Annotated in this window: 17 protein-coding genes and 1 pseudogene; 10 read left to right on the top strand and 8 right to left on the bottom strand. The window is 63.1% G+C overall.

The features are described from left to right. The 3 genes from MF6396_RS20775 to MF6396_RS20765 all read right to left on the bottom strand — a co-directional run. On the bottom strand, nt 1-247 hold a 247-nt coding region (locus tag MF6396_RS20775; RefSeq protein WP_238596458.1), incomplete at its 3' end, for an RHS repeat domain-containing protein. A gap of 193 nt (nt 248-440) precedes the next feature. Further along, the gene (locus MF6396_RS20770; RefSeq protein WP_078481465.1) at nt 441-1,580 is read right to left on the bottom strand and encodes an MFS transporter; all 1,140 of its coding nucleotides are present in this window, start codon (nt 1,578-1,580) and stop codon (nt 441-443) included. Nucleotides 1,581-1,698: 118 nt separating this feature from the next. Continuing rightward, nucleotides 1,699-3,192 (bottom strand): aldehyde dehydrogenase, encoded by a 1,494-nt coding sequence (locus MF6396_RS20765; RefSeq protein ID WP_078481464.1) that lies wholly within the window; start codon nt 3,190-3,192, stop codon nt 1,699-1,701. Between the two features lie 193 nt (nt 3,193-3,385). Here MF6396_RS20765 and MF6396_RS20760 point away from each other — a divergent pair, with 193 nt between their 5' ends. Both MF6396_RS20760 and MF6396_RS20755 read left to right on the top strand, forming a co-directional pair. Next, the gene (locus MF6396_RS20760) at nt 3,386-3,748 is read left to right on the top strand and encodes a cupin domain-containing protein (protein ID WP_043859851.1); all 363 of its coding nucleotides are present in this window, start codon (nt 3,386-3,388) and stop codon (nt 3,746-3,748) included. A 90-nt stretch (nt 3,749-3,838) separates the two neighbouring features. Beyond that, nucleotides 3,839-4,087 (top strand): hypothetical protein, encoded by a 249-nt coding sequence (locus tag MF6396_RS20755; protein WP_370409248.1) that lies wholly within the window; start codon nt 3,839-3,841, stop codon nt 4,085-4,087. Between the two features lie 68 nt (nt 4,088-4,155). Here the strand turns inward: MF6396_RS20755 and rpmG are convergent, their stop codons facing one another. Both rpmG and rpmB read right to left on the bottom strand, forming a co-directional pair. Further along, on the bottom strand, nt 4,156-4,311 hold the full coding sequence (gene rpmG / locus MF6396_RS20750; RefSeq protein WP_010225867.1) for a 50S ribosomal protein L33: 156 nt from the start codon (nt 4,309-4,311) through the stop codon (nt 4,156-4,158). A gap of 11 nt (nt 4,312-4,322) precedes the next feature. Continuing rightward, nucleotides 4,323-4,559 carry a 50S ribosomal protein L28 gene (rpmB, locus tag MF6396_RS20745; protein ID WP_043859852.1) on the bottom strand — a complete coding sequence of 79 codons (237 nt, stop codon included), beginning with the start codon at nt 4,557-4,559 and terminating at the stop codon, nt 4,323-4,325. A 362-nt stretch (nt 4,560-4,921) separates the two neighbouring features. Here rpmB and MF6396_RS20740 point away from each other — a divergent pair, with 362 nt between their 5' ends. Continuing rightward, nucleotides 4,922-6,511: an ABC transporter substrate-binding protein gene (locus tag MF6396_RS20740; RefSeq protein ID WP_078481462.1), complete on the top strand. Its 1,590-nt coding sequence runs from the start codon at nt 4,922-4,924 to the stop codon at nt 6,509-6,511. Nucleotides 6,512-6,659: 148 nt separating this feature from the next. Then, nucleotides 6,660-7,466: a hypothetical protein gene (locus MF6396_RS20735; RefSeq protein WP_078481461.1), complete on the top strand. Its 807-nt coding sequence runs from the start codon at nt 6,660-6,662 to the stop codon at nt 7,464-7,466. A 21-nt stretch (nt 7,467-7,487) separates the two neighbouring features. Here MF6396_RS20735 and radC read toward each other — a convergent pair whose 3' ends face one another. Continuing rightward, nucleotides 7,488-8,168 (bottom strand): RadC family protein, encoded by a 681-nt coding sequence (gene radC, locus MF6396_RS20730; protein WP_058541938.1) that lies wholly within the window; start codon nt 8,166-8,168, stop codon nt 7,488-7,490. Between the two features lie 135 nt (nt 8,169-8,303). On the opposite strand from radC, the gene coaBC reads away from it, so the two are divergent. The 5 genes and pseudogenes from coaBC (at nt 8,304) to argB (ending at nt 13,165) form a co-directional block, all read left to right on the top strand. Further along, entirely contained in the window at nt 8,304-9,512 is a 1,209-nt protein-coding gene (gene coaBC / locus MF6396_RS20725) for a bifunctional phosphopantothenoylcysteine decarboxylase/phosphopantothenate--cysteine ligase CoaBC (RefSeq protein ID WP_058541939.1), read from the top strand. A gap of 6 nt (nt 9,513-9,518) precedes the next feature. Beyond that, nucleotides 9,519-9,974: a dUTP diphosphatase gene (dut, locus tag MF6396_RS20720; RefSeq protein ID WP_043859857.1), complete on the top strand. Its 456-nt coding sequence runs from the start codon at nt 9,519-9,521 to the stop codon at nt 9,972-9,974. Next, a complete protein-coding gene (locus MF6396_RS20715) occupies nt 9,971-10,684 on the top strand; it encodes a hypothetical protein (RefSeq protein WP_078481460.1) in 714 nt (237 codons plus the stop codon). The genes dut and MF6396_RS20715 overlap by 4 nt, the downstream gene beginning before the upstream one ends. Nucleotides 10,685-10,853: 169 nt before the next feature. Continuing rightward, a pseudogene (locus MF6396_RS20710) lies at nt 10,854-12,230 on the top strand (phosphomannomutase/phosphoglucomutase); the annotation flags it as partial. A gap of 29 nt (nt 12,231-12,259) precedes the next feature. Next, nucleotides 12,260-13,165 carry an acetylglutamate kinase gene (argB, locus tag MF6396_RS20705; RefSeq protein ID WP_043859860.1) on the top strand — a complete coding sequence of 302 codons (906 nt, stop codon included), beginning with the start codon at nt 12,260-12,262 and terminating at the stop codon, nt 13,163-13,165. Nucleotides 13,166-13,251: 86 nt separating this feature from the next. Here the strand turns inward: argB and pyrE are convergent, their stop codons facing one another. Continuing rightward, on the bottom strand, nt 13,252-13,893 hold the full coding sequence (gene pyrE / locus MF6396_RS20700) for an orotate phosphoribosyltransferase (RefSeq protein WP_043859861.1): 642 nt from the start codon (nt 13,891-13,893) through the stop codon (nt 13,252-13,254). A gap of 80 nt (nt 13,894-13,973) precedes the next feature. Here pyrE and MF6396_RS20695 point away from each other — a divergent pair, with 80 nt between their 5' ends. After that, entirely contained in the window at nt 13,974-14,753 is a 780-nt protein-coding gene (locus MF6396_RS20695) for an exodeoxyribonuclease III (RefSeq protein ID WP_043859862.1), read from the top strand. Between the two features lie 132 nt (nt 14,754-14,885). On the opposite strand, the gene MF6396_RS20690 is transcribed toward MF6396_RS20695, so the two are convergent. After that, nucleotides 14,886-15,251, bottom strand: a complete 366-nt coding sequence (locus tag MF6396_RS20690) for a DUF4870 domain-containing protein (RefSeq protein ID WP_043861577.1) — start codon at nt 15,249-15,251, stop codon at nt 14,886-14,888. Nucleotides 15,252-15,255 lie beyond the last annotated feature (4 nt).

Here is a 15,255-nt window from a genome sequence, read left to right as displayed (position 1 = left end):
ATTCGGTCTTGTTGCCCAGCGGGTCGACCGTCTCTACCAGGTTGCCGCGCTCGTCGTAGTCGCGCAGCCAAAGGCCACCCTCGGCATCGCGGATCTTAATCAGCTGGTCATGGTCGTCGTAGGCGTAGTGCAGCGTGCTGTGGTCGGGACGGATGTGCTGCAGCAGGTTGCTGCGCTCATCAAAGCTGTAGCGGTCCTGGCTACCGTCGGGGTGCACGTGGCGGATGATGTTCGAAAAAGTGCGCAACTTCTTGCGCAGTACTGTGCAAGAAGTTGCGCAGTTGGCTGCAGGCCACGTTTATTATGACCTGCAGCAATGTATGCACAGGTTTATCCACATTTTGGTGCGCAAGAAGTTGCGCAGCTGGGTGAAAGCGACGAAAGGTGAAATCCCCCGAGAATAGCGCTCCTCGAGGGGATTCAACCGGTACAAAGCGGCCCTAGGCCGTGGCAGGCTCGAAGGCATTCGGCCGCATCGCCAACAGCACCAGCCCGAACGCGCCCGCCGCCATCAGCAGCGGCAACGCATGCCCGCTCACCCACTGGCTGCCGGCCCCTGCAGCCAATGGCCCGATCAGGCAGCCGATGCCCCACAGCTGCGCCACGTGGGCGTTGGCGCGCACCAGCGCATCATCGCGATAGCGTTCGCCGATCAGGATCAGCGACAGGGTGAACAGGCCACCGGCACTGGCGCCGAACAGCACCCACAATGGCCAGATCGCCGGCGTGTGCATCAGCACCGGAATGGCCAGGCTCGACACCAGCAGGGTCATGGCGCAGCCGGTGAACAGCGTGCGGCGCGATATGTAGTCGGCCAGCGCCCCAATCGGCAGTTGCAGTACCGCATCGCCCACCACCACGGTACTGACCATGAACAGCGCCAGCTCGGTGGTGAAGCCCTGCTGCAGGCAGTACACCGGCAACAGGGTGAGGATCATCGCCTCGAACGCGGCGAACAGCGCAATGGCCCAGGCGATTACCGGCAAGCGCCGGCAGAAGCCCACCAGGTCACGCAGGCCCACACCACAGGCTTCAGCGCTGGGCGCCCCGCTGCGGCCGATCAGCACCAGCGGTGCCACCACCAGCAACCCGGCCCCGATCCAGAAGCCCAGGTCATCCTCCGAACCCAGCACGCCCAGCAGCAGCGGCCCGGCCAGCTGGCTGAGGGCATAGCTGCTGCCATACAGCGCCACCAGGCGGCCACGCCATTGCTCGACCACCAGCTGGTTGATCCAGCTTTCGCCAAGGATGAACACGATGGTCAGGATCACCCCGATCAGCAGGCGCAACGCCAGCCACACCGGATAGCTGGGCAGCAGCGCCAGCAGGCCGATGGACAACGCACCGGCCAGCAGGCACAGGCGCATCAGCGTGGCGGTGCCGAAATACGCCGCCAGGCGGCTGGACAGGCTGGCGCCAACCAGCACGCCAATTGCCGGCATCGCCGCCATCACGCCAATGGCAAAGCTGCCATAACCCCAGCTCTCCAGACGCAGCGATACCAACGGCATGCTCACGCCCAGGGCAAGGCCGACGCTCAGAACCGACGACAGCACGGCGAAGTAGGTAGCCCAACGCATGTGTACTTCCTCGCAGAATGATGGATCGCCACAAGCAACACAGCCGGGCCTGCGCTAACGCAGGGCCCGGCTGTGGCGCGGATCGCTCGGGGCGCGGCACCAGGCCGCGCCCATGGCCTTACAGCTTGATCCAGGTGGCCTTGAGCTCGGTGTACTTGTCCCGTGCGTGCAGCGACTTGTCACGGCCGTTGCCCGACTGCTTGAAGCCACCGAACGGCGCAGTCATGTCGCCACCGTCGTACTGGTTGACCCACACGCTGCCGGCACGCAGGGCCTTGGCGGTCTTGTGCGCCTTGCTGATGTCGGCGGTCCATACACCTGCGGCCAGGCCGTAAGGGGTGTCGTTGGCGATCTGGATGGCTTCTTCGACGCTGTCGAAGGTGATCACCGACAGTACCGGGCCGAAGATCTCTTCCTTGGCGATGCGCATGGCGTTGCTCACGCCGTCGAAGATGGTCGGTTCGACATAGGTGCCGCCGGTTTCTTCGAGGATGCGCTTGCCGCCCACCAGCAGCTTGGCGCCATCGGTGTGGCCAGCCTCGATGTAGGACAGCACGGTGTTCATCTGCTGGGTGTCGACCAGGGCACCAACGGTGGTGGCCGGGTCCAGCGGGTTGCCAGGCTTCCAGGCCTTGAGGGCCTCCAGTACCAGCGGCAGGAACTTGTCCTTGATCGAGCGCTCGACCAGCAGACGCGAACCTGCGGTGCACACTTCGCCCTGGTTGAAGGCGATGGCACTGGCCGCGGCGGCGGCAGCGGCGTTCAGGTCCGGGGCATCGGCGAACACGATGTTCGGGCTCTTGCCGCCGGCTTCTAGCCACACGCGCTTCATGTTCGATTCGCCGGCGTAGATCATCAGCTGCTTGGCGATCTTGGTCGAGCCGGTGAACACCAGGGTATCGACGTCCATGTGCAGGGCCAGAGCCTTGCCGACGGTGTGGCCGTAGCCAGGCAGCAGGTTCAGCACGCCGGCCGGGATACCGGCCTCGATGGCCAGCTGGGCGATGCGGATGGCGGTCAGCGGGGACTTCTCGGACGGCTTGAGCACCACCGAGTTACCGGTGGCCAGCGCCGGGCCGAGTTTCCAGCTGGCCATCAGCAGGGGGAAGTTCCACGGCACGATGGCCGCCACCACACCCACAGGCTCGCGGGTTACCAGGCCTAGCTGGTCGTGCGGGGTGGCCGCGACTTCGTCGTAGATCTTGTCAATGGCTTCGCCGTTCCAGCTCAGTGCCTGGGCAGCGCCCGGCACGTCGATGTTCAGCGAGTCGTTGATCGGCTTGCCCATGTCGAGGGTTTCGAGCAGGGCCAGCTCCTCGACGTTCTGCTTGAGCAGCGCGGCGAAACGGATCAGGGTAGCCTTGCGCTTGGCCGGGGCCAGGCGTGACCACACGCCGGACTCGAAGGTGGCGCGGGCGTTTTCCACGGCGCGCTGGGCGTCGGCCTCGTCGCAGCTGGCGACCTGCGCCAGAAGGCGTCCGTCAACCGGGCTCAGGCACTCGAACGTGGCGTTGGAAACGGCGGCGGTGTATTCACCATTGATGAAAGCACGGCCTTCGATCTTGAGTTGCTGGGCACGCTGTTCCCAGTCCGCACGAGTCAGGGTGGTCATACGAAACTCCTCCTGTTGTTGAAATGCAGCGCCGCACGAGGGGCCAGGGCGCTGTCAGAATACGGCCGGAGCGATTGTCGCTCTACGGCACTCGACACCCTAAACTCTGGCACCTGAATTATCAATATATTTGACAATACATGGCCAAATGCCTAGTGATGTGCACTTTATTTAACAATCAGGGGACCCAAACATGAATATCCAGCAGATTGTCGACTTCGCACAGGTACTGACCGAGGCCGAGCGCTACCGCCCGGCTGCCGAAAAAGTGCTCAAGGGCGACCCGGAGCAGGCGGTCTACAACCATTACGCCAGCCCTTGCGGGCAATTCGCCGCTGGTGTGTGGGAGGGGGCGCCCGGGCAATGGACCGTCAATTACACTGAACACGAATACTGCGAGATCGTGCACGGCGTATCGGTGCTGCGCGACGAAGAAGGCAACGCCAAGACCCTGCGCACCGGTGACCGCTTCGTGATCCCGGCCGGCTTCAAGGGCACCTGGGAGGTGCTGGAGACCTGCCGCAAGATCTACGTGATGTTCGAGCCCAAGGCATAGGCCATAGATAGATACCGCCGCGCCAGCCCTCCCTGGCGCGAGCATGGCGAGGTCCTTATCCGGACCCACCTGAACTCAAGGAGCCTCACCATGCAAAAGGATCAACCGGTCGTCTGCCCCATCGAAGCGTTGCAACTGAGCAACGACGAAGTGCTCACCTGCATCGGCCGCCTGGTCGGCACCCGCTACGTGCCGACCGTGAAGGCCTACATCAGCGAACTGACCGGGCGCCAGCGCGTGGTCGGCATCGGCGAGATGTCGACCCGCGAAATGGACCCGCAACGCGTGAACATCAGCGGCAACGAGGCGGGCCTGATCAGCGGTTTCCATTTCGGCTGAACAGAAAATCGCCATAAAAAAAAGCCCGCATCGTGAGATGCGGGCCTTTTTTCGTAAGCCGGGATCAATTACTTGATCTTGGCTTCCTTGTAGATCACGTGCTTGCGAACAACCGGATCGAATTTTTTGATTTCGATTTTGTCCGGAGTGGTGCGCTTGTTCTTGTCGGTGGTGTAGAAGTGGCCGGTATTAGCGGTCGACACCAGACGGATCAATTCACGCATGATTTTCTCCCTTAGACCTTGGCGCCGTTACGGCGAATTTCGACCAGAACGGCATCGATGCCGCGCTTGTCGATGATACGCATGCCTTTGGCAGAAACGCGCAGACGCACGAAACGCTTCTCCGACTCGACCCAGAAGCGGTGATGCTGCAGGTTCGGCAGGAAACGACGACGGGTTTTGTTATTCGCGTGGGAAATGTTATTCCCGGTTACCGGACCCTTACCGGTAACTTGACAGACTCTCGACATGCCTCAGCCCTCTAAAACCACATGCCCAACCCGGCATGGGTTGGCCGCTTAATCTCTCAGTCTTTGGCGCCAGGCGCCGTGTTTCTTCAGGGTCTTATCGGCAAGATCTGCAGATGCGACAAACCGAGCCCCTAGAAAAGAGCGCTGCTTTATACCAGAAAGGCCGGGGTACAACAACATTTGATGTGATCGCACGATGCATGAATCAACCCAGGCCGCCCGGATGCAGGGCTTCCAGCGACAAAACCGCTCGTCGCAATATTCCTTGAAAAAGGAGTTGGCCATTTACGGCCTTGCGCACTAGGGTAGGAGTTTTCCAGACTGCACGGGCAGATGGGCCATTGATCAGCCAAGGAGTCACCATGCGTCGTGCCGCTTTACCCCTGTTGCTCGCAGCGCTGCTAAGCCCCGCACTGGCCCAGGCAGGCGCCTTGAGCGTATGTACCGAGGCCAGCCCCGAAGGCTTTGACGTGGTGCAGTATAACGCGCTGACCACCACCAATGCTTCTGCCGATGTGCTCATGAACCGGCTGGTGGAATTCGACGCCACCAGCGGCAAGGTGGTGCCGAGCCTGGCCGAAAGCTGGACGGTATCGGCCGACGGCCTGGTCTACGACTTCAAGCTGCGCCCAGGGGTGAAGTTTCACAGTACGCCGTACTTCAAGCCCAGCCACGTGCTGAACGCCGACGACGTGCTGTTCAGCTTCCAGCGCATGCTCTACCCCGCCCACTCCTGGCACAAGATCACCCAGAGCGGCTACCCGCATGCCCAGTCGTTGCAACTGCCTAGCCTGATCAAGCAGGTGGAGGCACCCGATCCGCTGAGCGTGCGCTTTACCCTCGACCATCCGGACGCGACCTTCCTCGCCACCCTGAGCATGGGCTTCGCCTCGATCTATTCGGCCGAATACGCCGACCAGTTGCTCAAGGCCGGCACCCCGGAGAAGCTCAACAGCCAGCCGATCGGCACCGGCCCGTTCGTGTTCCAGCGTTTCCAGAAGGACGCGGTGATCCGCTACCGCGCCAATGCCGACTATTTTGCCGGCAAGCCGAGCGTCGACCCGCTGATTTTCGCGATCACCCCCGACGCCAACGTGCGCCTGCAGAAACTGCGGCGCAACGAGTGCCAGATCGCCCTGTCGCCCAAGCCGCTGGACGTTGCGGCAGCCGCCGAAGACGCAAACCTGAAGATCGAGAAGACCGAGGCGTTCATGACCGCGTTCGTCGCGATCAACAGCCAGCACCCGCCGCTGGACAAGGTCGAGGTACGGCAGGCGATCAACCTGGCGTTCGACAAGACCAGCTACCTCAAGGCCGTGTTCGAAGGCACCGCAGTCGCCGCTGAAGGCCCCCTGCCGCCCAACACCTGGAGCTACGCCAAGGACTTGCCGGGTTACCCGACCGACGCGACCAAAGCCAAGGCGCTGCTGGTCAAGGCCGGGTTGCCGGACGGCTTCAGCACCACAATCTGGACGCGCCCTTCGGGAAGCCTGCTCAACCCCAACCCGAGCCTGGGGGCACAACTGCTGCAGGCAGACCTGGCGAAGGTCGGCATCAAGGCCGAGATTCGCGTGATCGAATGGGGCGAGCTGATCCGTCGCGCCAAGGCCGGTGAGCACGATTTGCTGTTCATGGGCTGGGCCGGCGACAACGGCGACCCCGACAACTTCCTCAGCCCGCAGTTTGCCTGCCCGGCAGTCGAGTCGGGGACCAACTTCGCGCGGTACTGCGACAAGCGCCTGGACCAGTTGATCAGTGCCGGCAAGACCACCAACGACCAGAGCGTGCGCAGCCGCCTGTACCAGCAGGCCCAGGGGCTGATCCAGCAGCAGGCGCTGTGGCTGCCACTGGCGCACCCCACGGCAGCGGTGCTGATGCGCAAGGATGTGGAGGGCTACACGGTCAGCCCGTTCGGCCGGCAGGACTTTGCCACGGTGAAGACCGCACGCTGAACGACTCGCGCCTGCAGGCTCCTGACAGCGTCCTCTGGTAGCCCGAAGGACACTGCAGCAGCCTGCAGCGCGTGTTCAGGCCGCCAGGTGACTCTCGCCAACGACTTACGATGGTTGCCCAGCGAACCGCACCGTACGGATAGCCGCATTGGATATTGAATACTGGACCGAAGCGGCTATCGCCGGCCTCACCGTGGCACTGATACTCGGCCCGGTGGTCTTCGGCGCACTGCTTCTCTACATTGCTACCCAGCGATTGGCCGAAGCACTCGAGCACCTTCACAACTCGCCGCTGGTTGACGCTCATCGGTACAGCCTCAACCTGGGCCTGCGCCAACGATTCAGGGCAGTGGGCGACATCGCCGGCCTGTTGGCCTACCCCGATTGCCCGGTCGAGTTCGGGGGCCTGAGCGCAGAGGACATCAAGCGCTTCCCCGGCAACCTCAGAACGCTGCTGGTTCTTAGCCACCACCTCAGGCTGGCAATGCTGGCCGTTCTGGTGCTGCTGGCCCTTGCCCTGCAGGTGCTCAAAGCCGTTCAGCACCAGGGCGAGCCGACGGAGTTCGGGCTCGGCGGGTATTCACCCTATTGGCTGCCCCTTGCACTGCAACTGCCTTGCATCGCCGGCCTGGGGTGGGTCGCCACCCAGTACGCACAGGCTGGCATGCGCTACATGACCAGTGCATCCCGGTACCTTACCAACTGCAAGGCGGTGGTGAATCGACAGCGCCCGGTGATGTACAACACGGTGTTTGGCAGAATCGTGTTTACCGTATGCATCGCTGCGCTTCTGGCTCATGCGAAGCTCTTCATCAGAACAGGATCGCTGCAGGCCGCAGACGTGGAGTCCTTTCCAGCCACGATCAGAACCGAGCTTGTGGTGCGTCACTACCTGCTGCTGGCTTCGGTTGTCGGGCTGGCTGCGTCGTTTGTTGCAACAAAGCTGATCGACTAGTACCGCCCACGCACAGCAGCGTCAGGCAGCGAACAAGCCCCGCTCCACCATCGACAATGGCTCCCCATCGCCGATGATGATGTGATCCAGCACCCGCACCTCGATCAGGCCCAGGGCTTTCTGCAAGCGCAGGGTCAGATTGATATCTGCCTGGCTTGGCTCGGAAACACCTGACGGATGATTGTGGCAAAGGATCAATGCTGCGGCATTTCTGGCCAACGCACGCTTGATGACTTCCCGAGGGTAGACGTTGGCACTGCTGATGGACCCGCGGAACAACGCCTCGAACCCTAGAGGACGGTGCTTGTTGTCCAGGTACAGGCAGCCGAACACCTCGCTTTCTTCATGACGCAGCATCGATTTCAGGTAACGCCGGACCGCCCCCGGGCTCTGCAACGCCGGGTCGCGGATGATGGTTTCGGCCAAGTGCCGGCGCCCAATCTCCATCACCGCCTGCAGTTGCGCATACTTCGCCGGGCCCAGCCCCAGCTCGCGCTGAAACGTCGGCTGATCGGCCTCCAGCAGTTGCCGCAAGCCGCCAAACTGCTGCAACAGGTGGCGCGCCAGGTCCACCGCGCTCTTGCCTGCCACACCGGTGCGCAGGAACACCGCCAGCAACTCGGCGTCCGACAGGCTCGCGGCCCCTCGCTCCAGCAACTTCTCCCGCGGGCGTTCCGCCGACGGCCAATCCCTGATACCCATAGCTGTCCCTCTGTCTGTGTGTGGCTGCTCCCCATTTCAGCCCTGTGCTATCGTAGCCCCCTCTTTTTACGCGACGATTCGGCCTGGGGAGGCGTCGTCGCCGCGTGCAAACACTGATCAAAGAAAGGCAAGCCTATGCAGCGGCTGTATCGGAAACGCATCGTTCTTGGCGTCGGCGGCGGCATTGCTGCCTACAAGAGCGCCGAGCTGGTTCGCCGACTCCTGGAGCACGGCGCGCAAGTGCGCGTCGTCATGACCCACGGCGGGGCCGAATTCATCACCCCGCTGACCATGCAGGCCCTGTCCGGGCATCCCGTGCACATGGACCTGCTCGACCCTGCCGCCGAAGCGGCGATGGGCCATATCGAACTGGCCAAGTGGGCCGACCTGGTGCTGATCGCACCTGCCACCGCCGACCTGATCGCGCGCCTGGCGCAAGGCGTTGCCAACGATCTGCTGACCACCCTGGTACTGGCTACCGACGCCACCGTGGCGCTGGCACCGGCCATGAACCAGGCCATGTGGCGCGACCCGGCCACCCAGGCCAACCTGCAGCTGCTGCAAAGCCGCGACATCCAGGTGTTCGGCCCGGCCTCCGGCAGCCAGGCCTGTGGCGACGTGGGCCTTGGCCGCATGCTCGAAGCCACCGACCTGGCCTGGTGCGCCGCCGAAACCTTCAAGCGCCAGTCGCTGACCGGCAAGCACGTGCTGATTACCGCAGGCCCGACCCAGGAAAACATCGACCCGGTGCGCTACATCACCAATCATAGCTCGGGCAAGATGGGCTTTGCCCTGGCCGAAGCGGCGGTGGAAGCCGGTGCTCGGGTAACCCTGGTGACAGGGCCGGTGCACCTGCCCACACCCGACCGGGTGACCCGTATCGACGTGGTGAGCGCGCGGGACATGCTCGCCGCGTGCGAAGCGGCGATCCCGTGCGATGTGTTCATCGCATCGGCTGCGGTTGCGGACTACCGCCCCGAAGTCGTCGCCCCGCAAAAGCTCAAGAAAGACCCTACGACAGGTGACGGCCTGCTGCTGCAGATGGTGCGCAACCCGGACATTCTGGCCACCATCGCCACCCGCCCCGACCGCCCGTTCAGCGTCGGCTTTGCCGCCGAGACCGAACACCTGCTCGATTACGCCGCGCGCAAGCTCAAGGACAAGAACCTCGACCTGATCGTCGCCAATGACGTGGCCAACCCCAGCATCGGCTTCAACAGCGAGGAGAACGCCTGCAGCGTGATCGATCGCCAACTTCAAGCAACACTCTTTGCACAGACCAGCAAGGGCAAGATCGCCCGTCAGCTGGTAGCCTTCATCGCCGAACGTCTCAACCAGGTTTAACTCTGCATGCACGCCTTACAAGCCAAGATTCTCGATCCGCGCCTTGGCAGCGAATTCCCGCTGCCGCAATACGCCACCCCCGGTTCTGCCGGCCTCGACCTGCGCGCCATGCTCAAGGAAGAGACCGTCCTGGAGCCGGGCCAGACCATACTGATCCCTACCGGCCTGTCGATCTACGTCGGCGACCCGGGCCTGGCCGCGCTGATCCTTCCGCGCTCGGGCCTGGGCCACAAGCACGGCATCGTGCTGGGCAATCTGGTCGGCCTGATCGATTCGGACTACCAGGGCGAGCTGATGGTGTCGTGCTGGAACCGCGGCCAGACCCCTTTCACCATCGCCATCGGCGAGCGCATTGCGCAACTGGTGCTGGTACCGGTGGTACAGGCGCACTTCGACATCGTCGAAACCTTCGACGAAACCCAGCGTGGCGCTGGCGGCTTCGGCCATTCGGGCAGCCATTGAACAACACGCGAGCCCTGCTGCCAGGCCTGTATTGGGGCCTGGCCGGCATGCTCGTCGCCGGGCTCGCGGTGTGGCTGACGCTGGTAATCCCTCTGCAACGCGAGCAACGTAACCTGCAGACGTATTTTCCGGCCTTCGGGCTGGTCATTGCGCTCGACCAGCAGATCGCCCGTCTGGTGTCCGAGGTCGACACCGTGGCCCGCCATCCGGCCCTGCTTGCCGCCGCCAAGGCGGCTGACGCCCGCCAGGCGCGCCAGGTGCTGGACGACTTCAGCTACCTCGAAGGGTTGGTCAGCAGTCGATTGCTCACGCCCGGCCAGGCCAGGCGCGAGAGCCTCCACGACCGCTCACTCAGCCCGCCATTGCTGGACATGATCGGGCGAGCCGAACGCGGGGTACCACCGAACCTGGAGGCCCACCCGACCAACGGGCAACTGCATATCCACAGTGTCACGCCCATTCGAGGCAGTGCGACAGGCGCGGTGCAGGCCGTGCTGCTCATGACTTTCGAGCTGCAACGTGTAAGTGCTGCTCTGAAAATAGACATGCCGGAAATCGGCAAGGCCAGCCTCGTGCAAGGCGTGTTCGACGACCCTCAGGCCGTACTGGCCAGCGCAGGGGAAAGTGATAGCCCGGCAATAACCCCGATAGGGACCTTCAACGATGCATGGAGCCTGCACTTTCAGCCCGGGGCGATCTTCCAGAGGTGATCGACGGATGAATCGCCCGGCTCAAGAACTCTATGTCGAAAATGCCGTCAAAGCCGGACATCTTTAGCCGCGCGGCGCGCCGGGTGCCTGCAGCGCATGCCGACCGTCGACCCAACATAGCCCCTTCCAATTGGAGTTTCCCCAGGTGAGCAACATGGAACGCATGACCCCGAACCTCCCCGCCAGCATCTTCCGCGCCTACGATATCCGAGGTGTGGTCGGCGAAGGCCTCACCGCCGAAACCGCCTACTGGATCGGCCGCGCCATCGGTGCACAGAGCCTGGCCCAGGGCGAGCCGCATGTATCGGTTGGCCGCGACGGTCGCCTGTCCGGCCCGATGCTGGTCGAGCAACTGATCAAGGGCCTGGTCGAGGCCGGGTGCAAGGTCAGCGATGTCGGCCTGGTCCCCACGCCCGCCCTGTACTACGCCGCCAACGTGCTGGCCGGCAAGTCCGGGGTGATGCTCACCGGCAGCCACAACCCGCCGAACTACAACGGCTTCAAGATCGTCATCGCCGGCGACACCCTGGCCAATGAGCAGATCCAGGCCCTCCTGATCCGCCTGCAGACCAACGACCTCACCCGCGGCGAAGGCAGCGTCGAGAAGGTCGAGATCCTGGACCGCTACTTCACCCAGATCACCGGCGACATCAAGCTGGCGAAGAAGCTCAAGGTGGTGGTGGACTGCGGCAACGGCGCCGCCGGGGTGATCGCCCCGCAGCTGATCGAGGCGCTGGGCTGCGAGATGATCCCGCTGTTCTGCGAGGTCGACGGCAACTTCCCCAACCACCACCCCGACCCGGGCAAGCCGGAAAACCTGGTGGACCTGATCGCCAAGGTCAAGGAAAGCGGCGCCGACCTGGGCCTGGCCTTCGACGGTGACGGCGACCGTGTCGGCGTAGTGACCAACACCGGCAACATCGTCTACCCCGATCGCCTGCTGATGCTGTTCGCCCAGGACGTGCTGGCGCGCAACCCGGGCGCCGAGATCATCTTCGACGTCAAATGCACCCGCCGCCTGACCCCGCTGATCGAACAGTACGGCGGCCGCGCGCTGATGTGGAAGACAGGTCATTCGTTGATCAAGAAGAAGATGAAGCAGACTGGCGCCCTGCTGGCCGGCGAGATGAGCGGGCACATCTTCATCAAGGAGCGCTGGTACGGTTTCGACGACGGCATCTACAGCGCCGCGCGCCTGCTGGAGATTCTGAGCAAGGCCGATAGCGATGCCGAAACGCTGTTCGCGGCGTTCCCGAACGATATTTGTACCCCTGAAATCAACATTGATGTGACGGACGAGGGTAAATTCAGCATCATTGAGGCACTGCAACGCGACGCCGACTGGGGCCAAGACGCCAACCTGACCACCATCGATGGTGTACGGGTCGACTACCCCAACGGCTGGGGCCTGGTTCGCGCCTCCAACACCACGCCGGTGCTGGTACTGCGCTTCGAGGCCGACAGCGAAGCCGAGCTGCAGCGAATCAAGGACGTGTTCCTTGCCCAGCTCAAGCGCGCAGCCCCTGATCTGCAACCAACGTTCTGACCGACCCCTTGTTCCAACTGGAGCCCTGCATGACCCTTGATCGTGATGCCGCCACCCATGTCGCCCAGGTACTGTCCGAAGCGCTGCCCTACATCCGCCGCTTTGTCGGCAAGACGCTGGTGATCAAGTACGGCGGCAACGCGATGGAGAGCGAAGAGCTCAAGACCGGCTTCGCCCGCGACGTGGTGCTGATGAAGGCAGTCGGCATCAACCCGGTGGTGGTGCACGGCGGCGGCCCGCAGATCGGCGACCTGCTCAAGCGCCTGTCCATCGAAAGCCGGTTTGTCGATGGCATGCGCGTCACTGATGCGCAGACCATGGACGTGGTGGAGATGGTGCTCGGCGGCCAGGTGAACAAGGACATCGTCAACCTGATCAACCGTCATGGCGGCAGCGCCATCGGTCTGACCGGCAAGGACGCCGAGCTGATTCGCGCCAGGAAGCTCACCGTCACCCGCCAGACGCCAGAGATGACCAGCCCTGAAATCATCGACATCGGTCATGTGGGCGAAGTGGTCGGGGTGAACACCGACCTGCTGAACATGCTGGTCAAGGGCGACTTCATCCCGGTGATCGCGCCAATCGGCGTGGGCGCCAACGGCGAGTCGTACAACATCAACGCCGACCTGGTGGCAGGCAAGGTGGCCGAAGCGCTCAAGGCCGAGAAGCTGATGCTGCTGACCAACATCGCCGGCCTGATGGACAAGCAGGGCACCGTGCTCACCGGCCTGACCACCGAGCAGGTTGACGAACTGATCGCGGACGGCACCATCTACGGCGGCATGCTGCCCAAGATCCGTTGCGCACTGGAAGCAGTACAGGGCGGCGTGCACAGCTCGCACATCATCGACGGCCGCGTGCCGAATGCGGTGCTGCTGGAAATTTTCACCGACAGTGGCGTGGGTACCCTGATTACCAATCACGAACCGCGCTGAGGCATCCGCCGGCAAGGCCGGCTCCTACAGGAGCGGGCCACCACAGGTACAAAAAAGGCGACCCGCGGGTCGCCTTTTTGTTTGCCTCAGATACCGTACTGGGCCCGGTAGGCCTCGACGGCCGGCAAGTGCTGCTTGAGCGCCGGGTCATCGGCGAGGAACTGCAGCACCTGGGTCAGCGATACGATGCTGACCACCGGAATGCCGAAGTCACGCTCCACTTCCTGGATCGCCGACAGGTCGCCGTTGCCACGCTCCTGGCGATTCATCGCGATCAGTACGCCCGCCGCCCTGGCCTGCTGGCCCTGGATGATCTGCATCACCTCGCGGATGGCCGTGCCGGCAGTGATCACGTCGTCGATGATCAGCACGTCGCCTGCCAGTGGCGAGCCCACCAGGCTGCCACCCTCGCCGTGTGCCTTGGCTTCCTTGCGGTTGAAGCACCACGGCACATCCAGCCCATGGTGCTCGGCCAGTTGCACCGCCGTCGCGGCAGCCAGGGGGATGCCCTTGTAGGCCGGGCCGAACAGCACGTCGAACGGGATCTTGCTGTCGACGATCGCCGCCGCATAGAACCGACCGAGCTGAGCCAGGGCAGCGCCACTGTTGAACAGGCCGGCGTTGAAGAAATACGGGCTGATGCGGCCCGACTTGAGGGTGAACTCACCGAAGCGCAGAACCCCACGATCGATGGCAAAACGAATGAATTCGCGCTGATACGGCTGCATGAAGAGTCCCGGCTACCACAGATTTAGCTAAATGAGTACAGCTCGGGTATCATACACGCACGAGATTTTTGGGGCCATTTATGCGGATCATCAGTGTGAACGTTAATGGCATTCAGGCTGCAGTCGAGCGTGGTTTGCTCAGCTGGCTACAAGCCCAGAATGCCGACGTCATCTGCCTTCAGGATACCCGCGCCTCGGCCTTTGAACTCGACGACCCAGCTTTCCAGCTCGATGGCTACTTCCTTTATGCCTGCGATGCAGAAGTTCCAGCCCAAGGCGGCGTGGCACTCTACTCGCGTTTGCAGCCCAAGGCAGTCATCAGCGGCCTGGGCTTCGAGACAGCCGATCGCTACGGGCGTTACCTGCAGGCCGATTTCGACAAAGTCAGTATTGCCACCTTGTTGTTGCCTTCGGGCATGAACGGTGACGAAGACCTCAACCAGAAATTCAAGTTGATGGACGACTTCGGCAAATACCTGGACAAGCAGCGCCGCAAGCGTCGCGAGTACATCTACTGCGGCTCGCTGTATGTGGCGCAGCAGAAGCTCGACGTGAAGAACTGGCGCGACGGCCAGCAGTCGCCGGGTTTCCTGGCGCCAGAGCGGGCCTGGATGGACGAGATCGTCGGCAACATGGGCTATGTGGATGCGTTGCGCGAAGTCAGCCGTGAGGGCGACCAGTACAGCTGGTGGCCGGACAACGAGCAGGCCGAGATGCTCAACCTGGGCTGGCGTTTCGACTACCAGCTGCTGACCCCGGGCCTGCGCCGCTTCGTACGAAGCGCTCGCCTGCCGCGTCAGCCACGCTTCTCCCAGCATGCGCCACTGATCGTGGACTATGACTGGACGCTGACGATCTGATCGCTCAGCCACAAAAAAGCCGACTGCGTGTCGGCTTTTTCGTATCTGGCCTTTGGGCCCTTTCGCCAGCAAGGCCAGCTCCTACCGGGTCAACGCAACCGCCGTAGGAGCCGGCCTTGCCGACGAAGCATGTCAGGTCAGCACACGCCAGGCCCACGGATAACGAAAGGCCTTGCCCTGCTTGACCTTGACCGCCGCAATGACGATCAGTACCGCCACCCCCAGCGAGATGATGGTCAGCGCCAGCTTGGCCATCGGTACGGTAAACCCCACCACGCACACCATGCCCAGCAGGGTCATGGTCAGCTGGAAGTTCACCGCCTCCTTGCCCTGGGCGTCGACGTACGGGTCGATGCCGCGCTTGAACCACCACAAGGCCAGCGGCGCGATCAGGTTGGCGAACGGCACCACCATGCCGGCAGCCGCCGCCAGGTGGCACAACATGCCCCAATGACGGGCTGCATCACCGGGCATCGGCGCGTTGGACGGCTCGGCCATGACG

It is taken from the genome of Pseudomonas sp. MF6396 (assembly GCF_002018915.1).
Lineage (GTDB): Bacteria > Pseudomonadota > Gammaproteobacteria > Pseudomonadales > Pseudomonadaceae > Aquipseudomonas > Aquipseudomonas palmensis.
The sequence above is the reverse complement of the archived record's forward strand: the minus strand, read 5'-3'. Positions and strand labels throughout refer to the sequence as shown.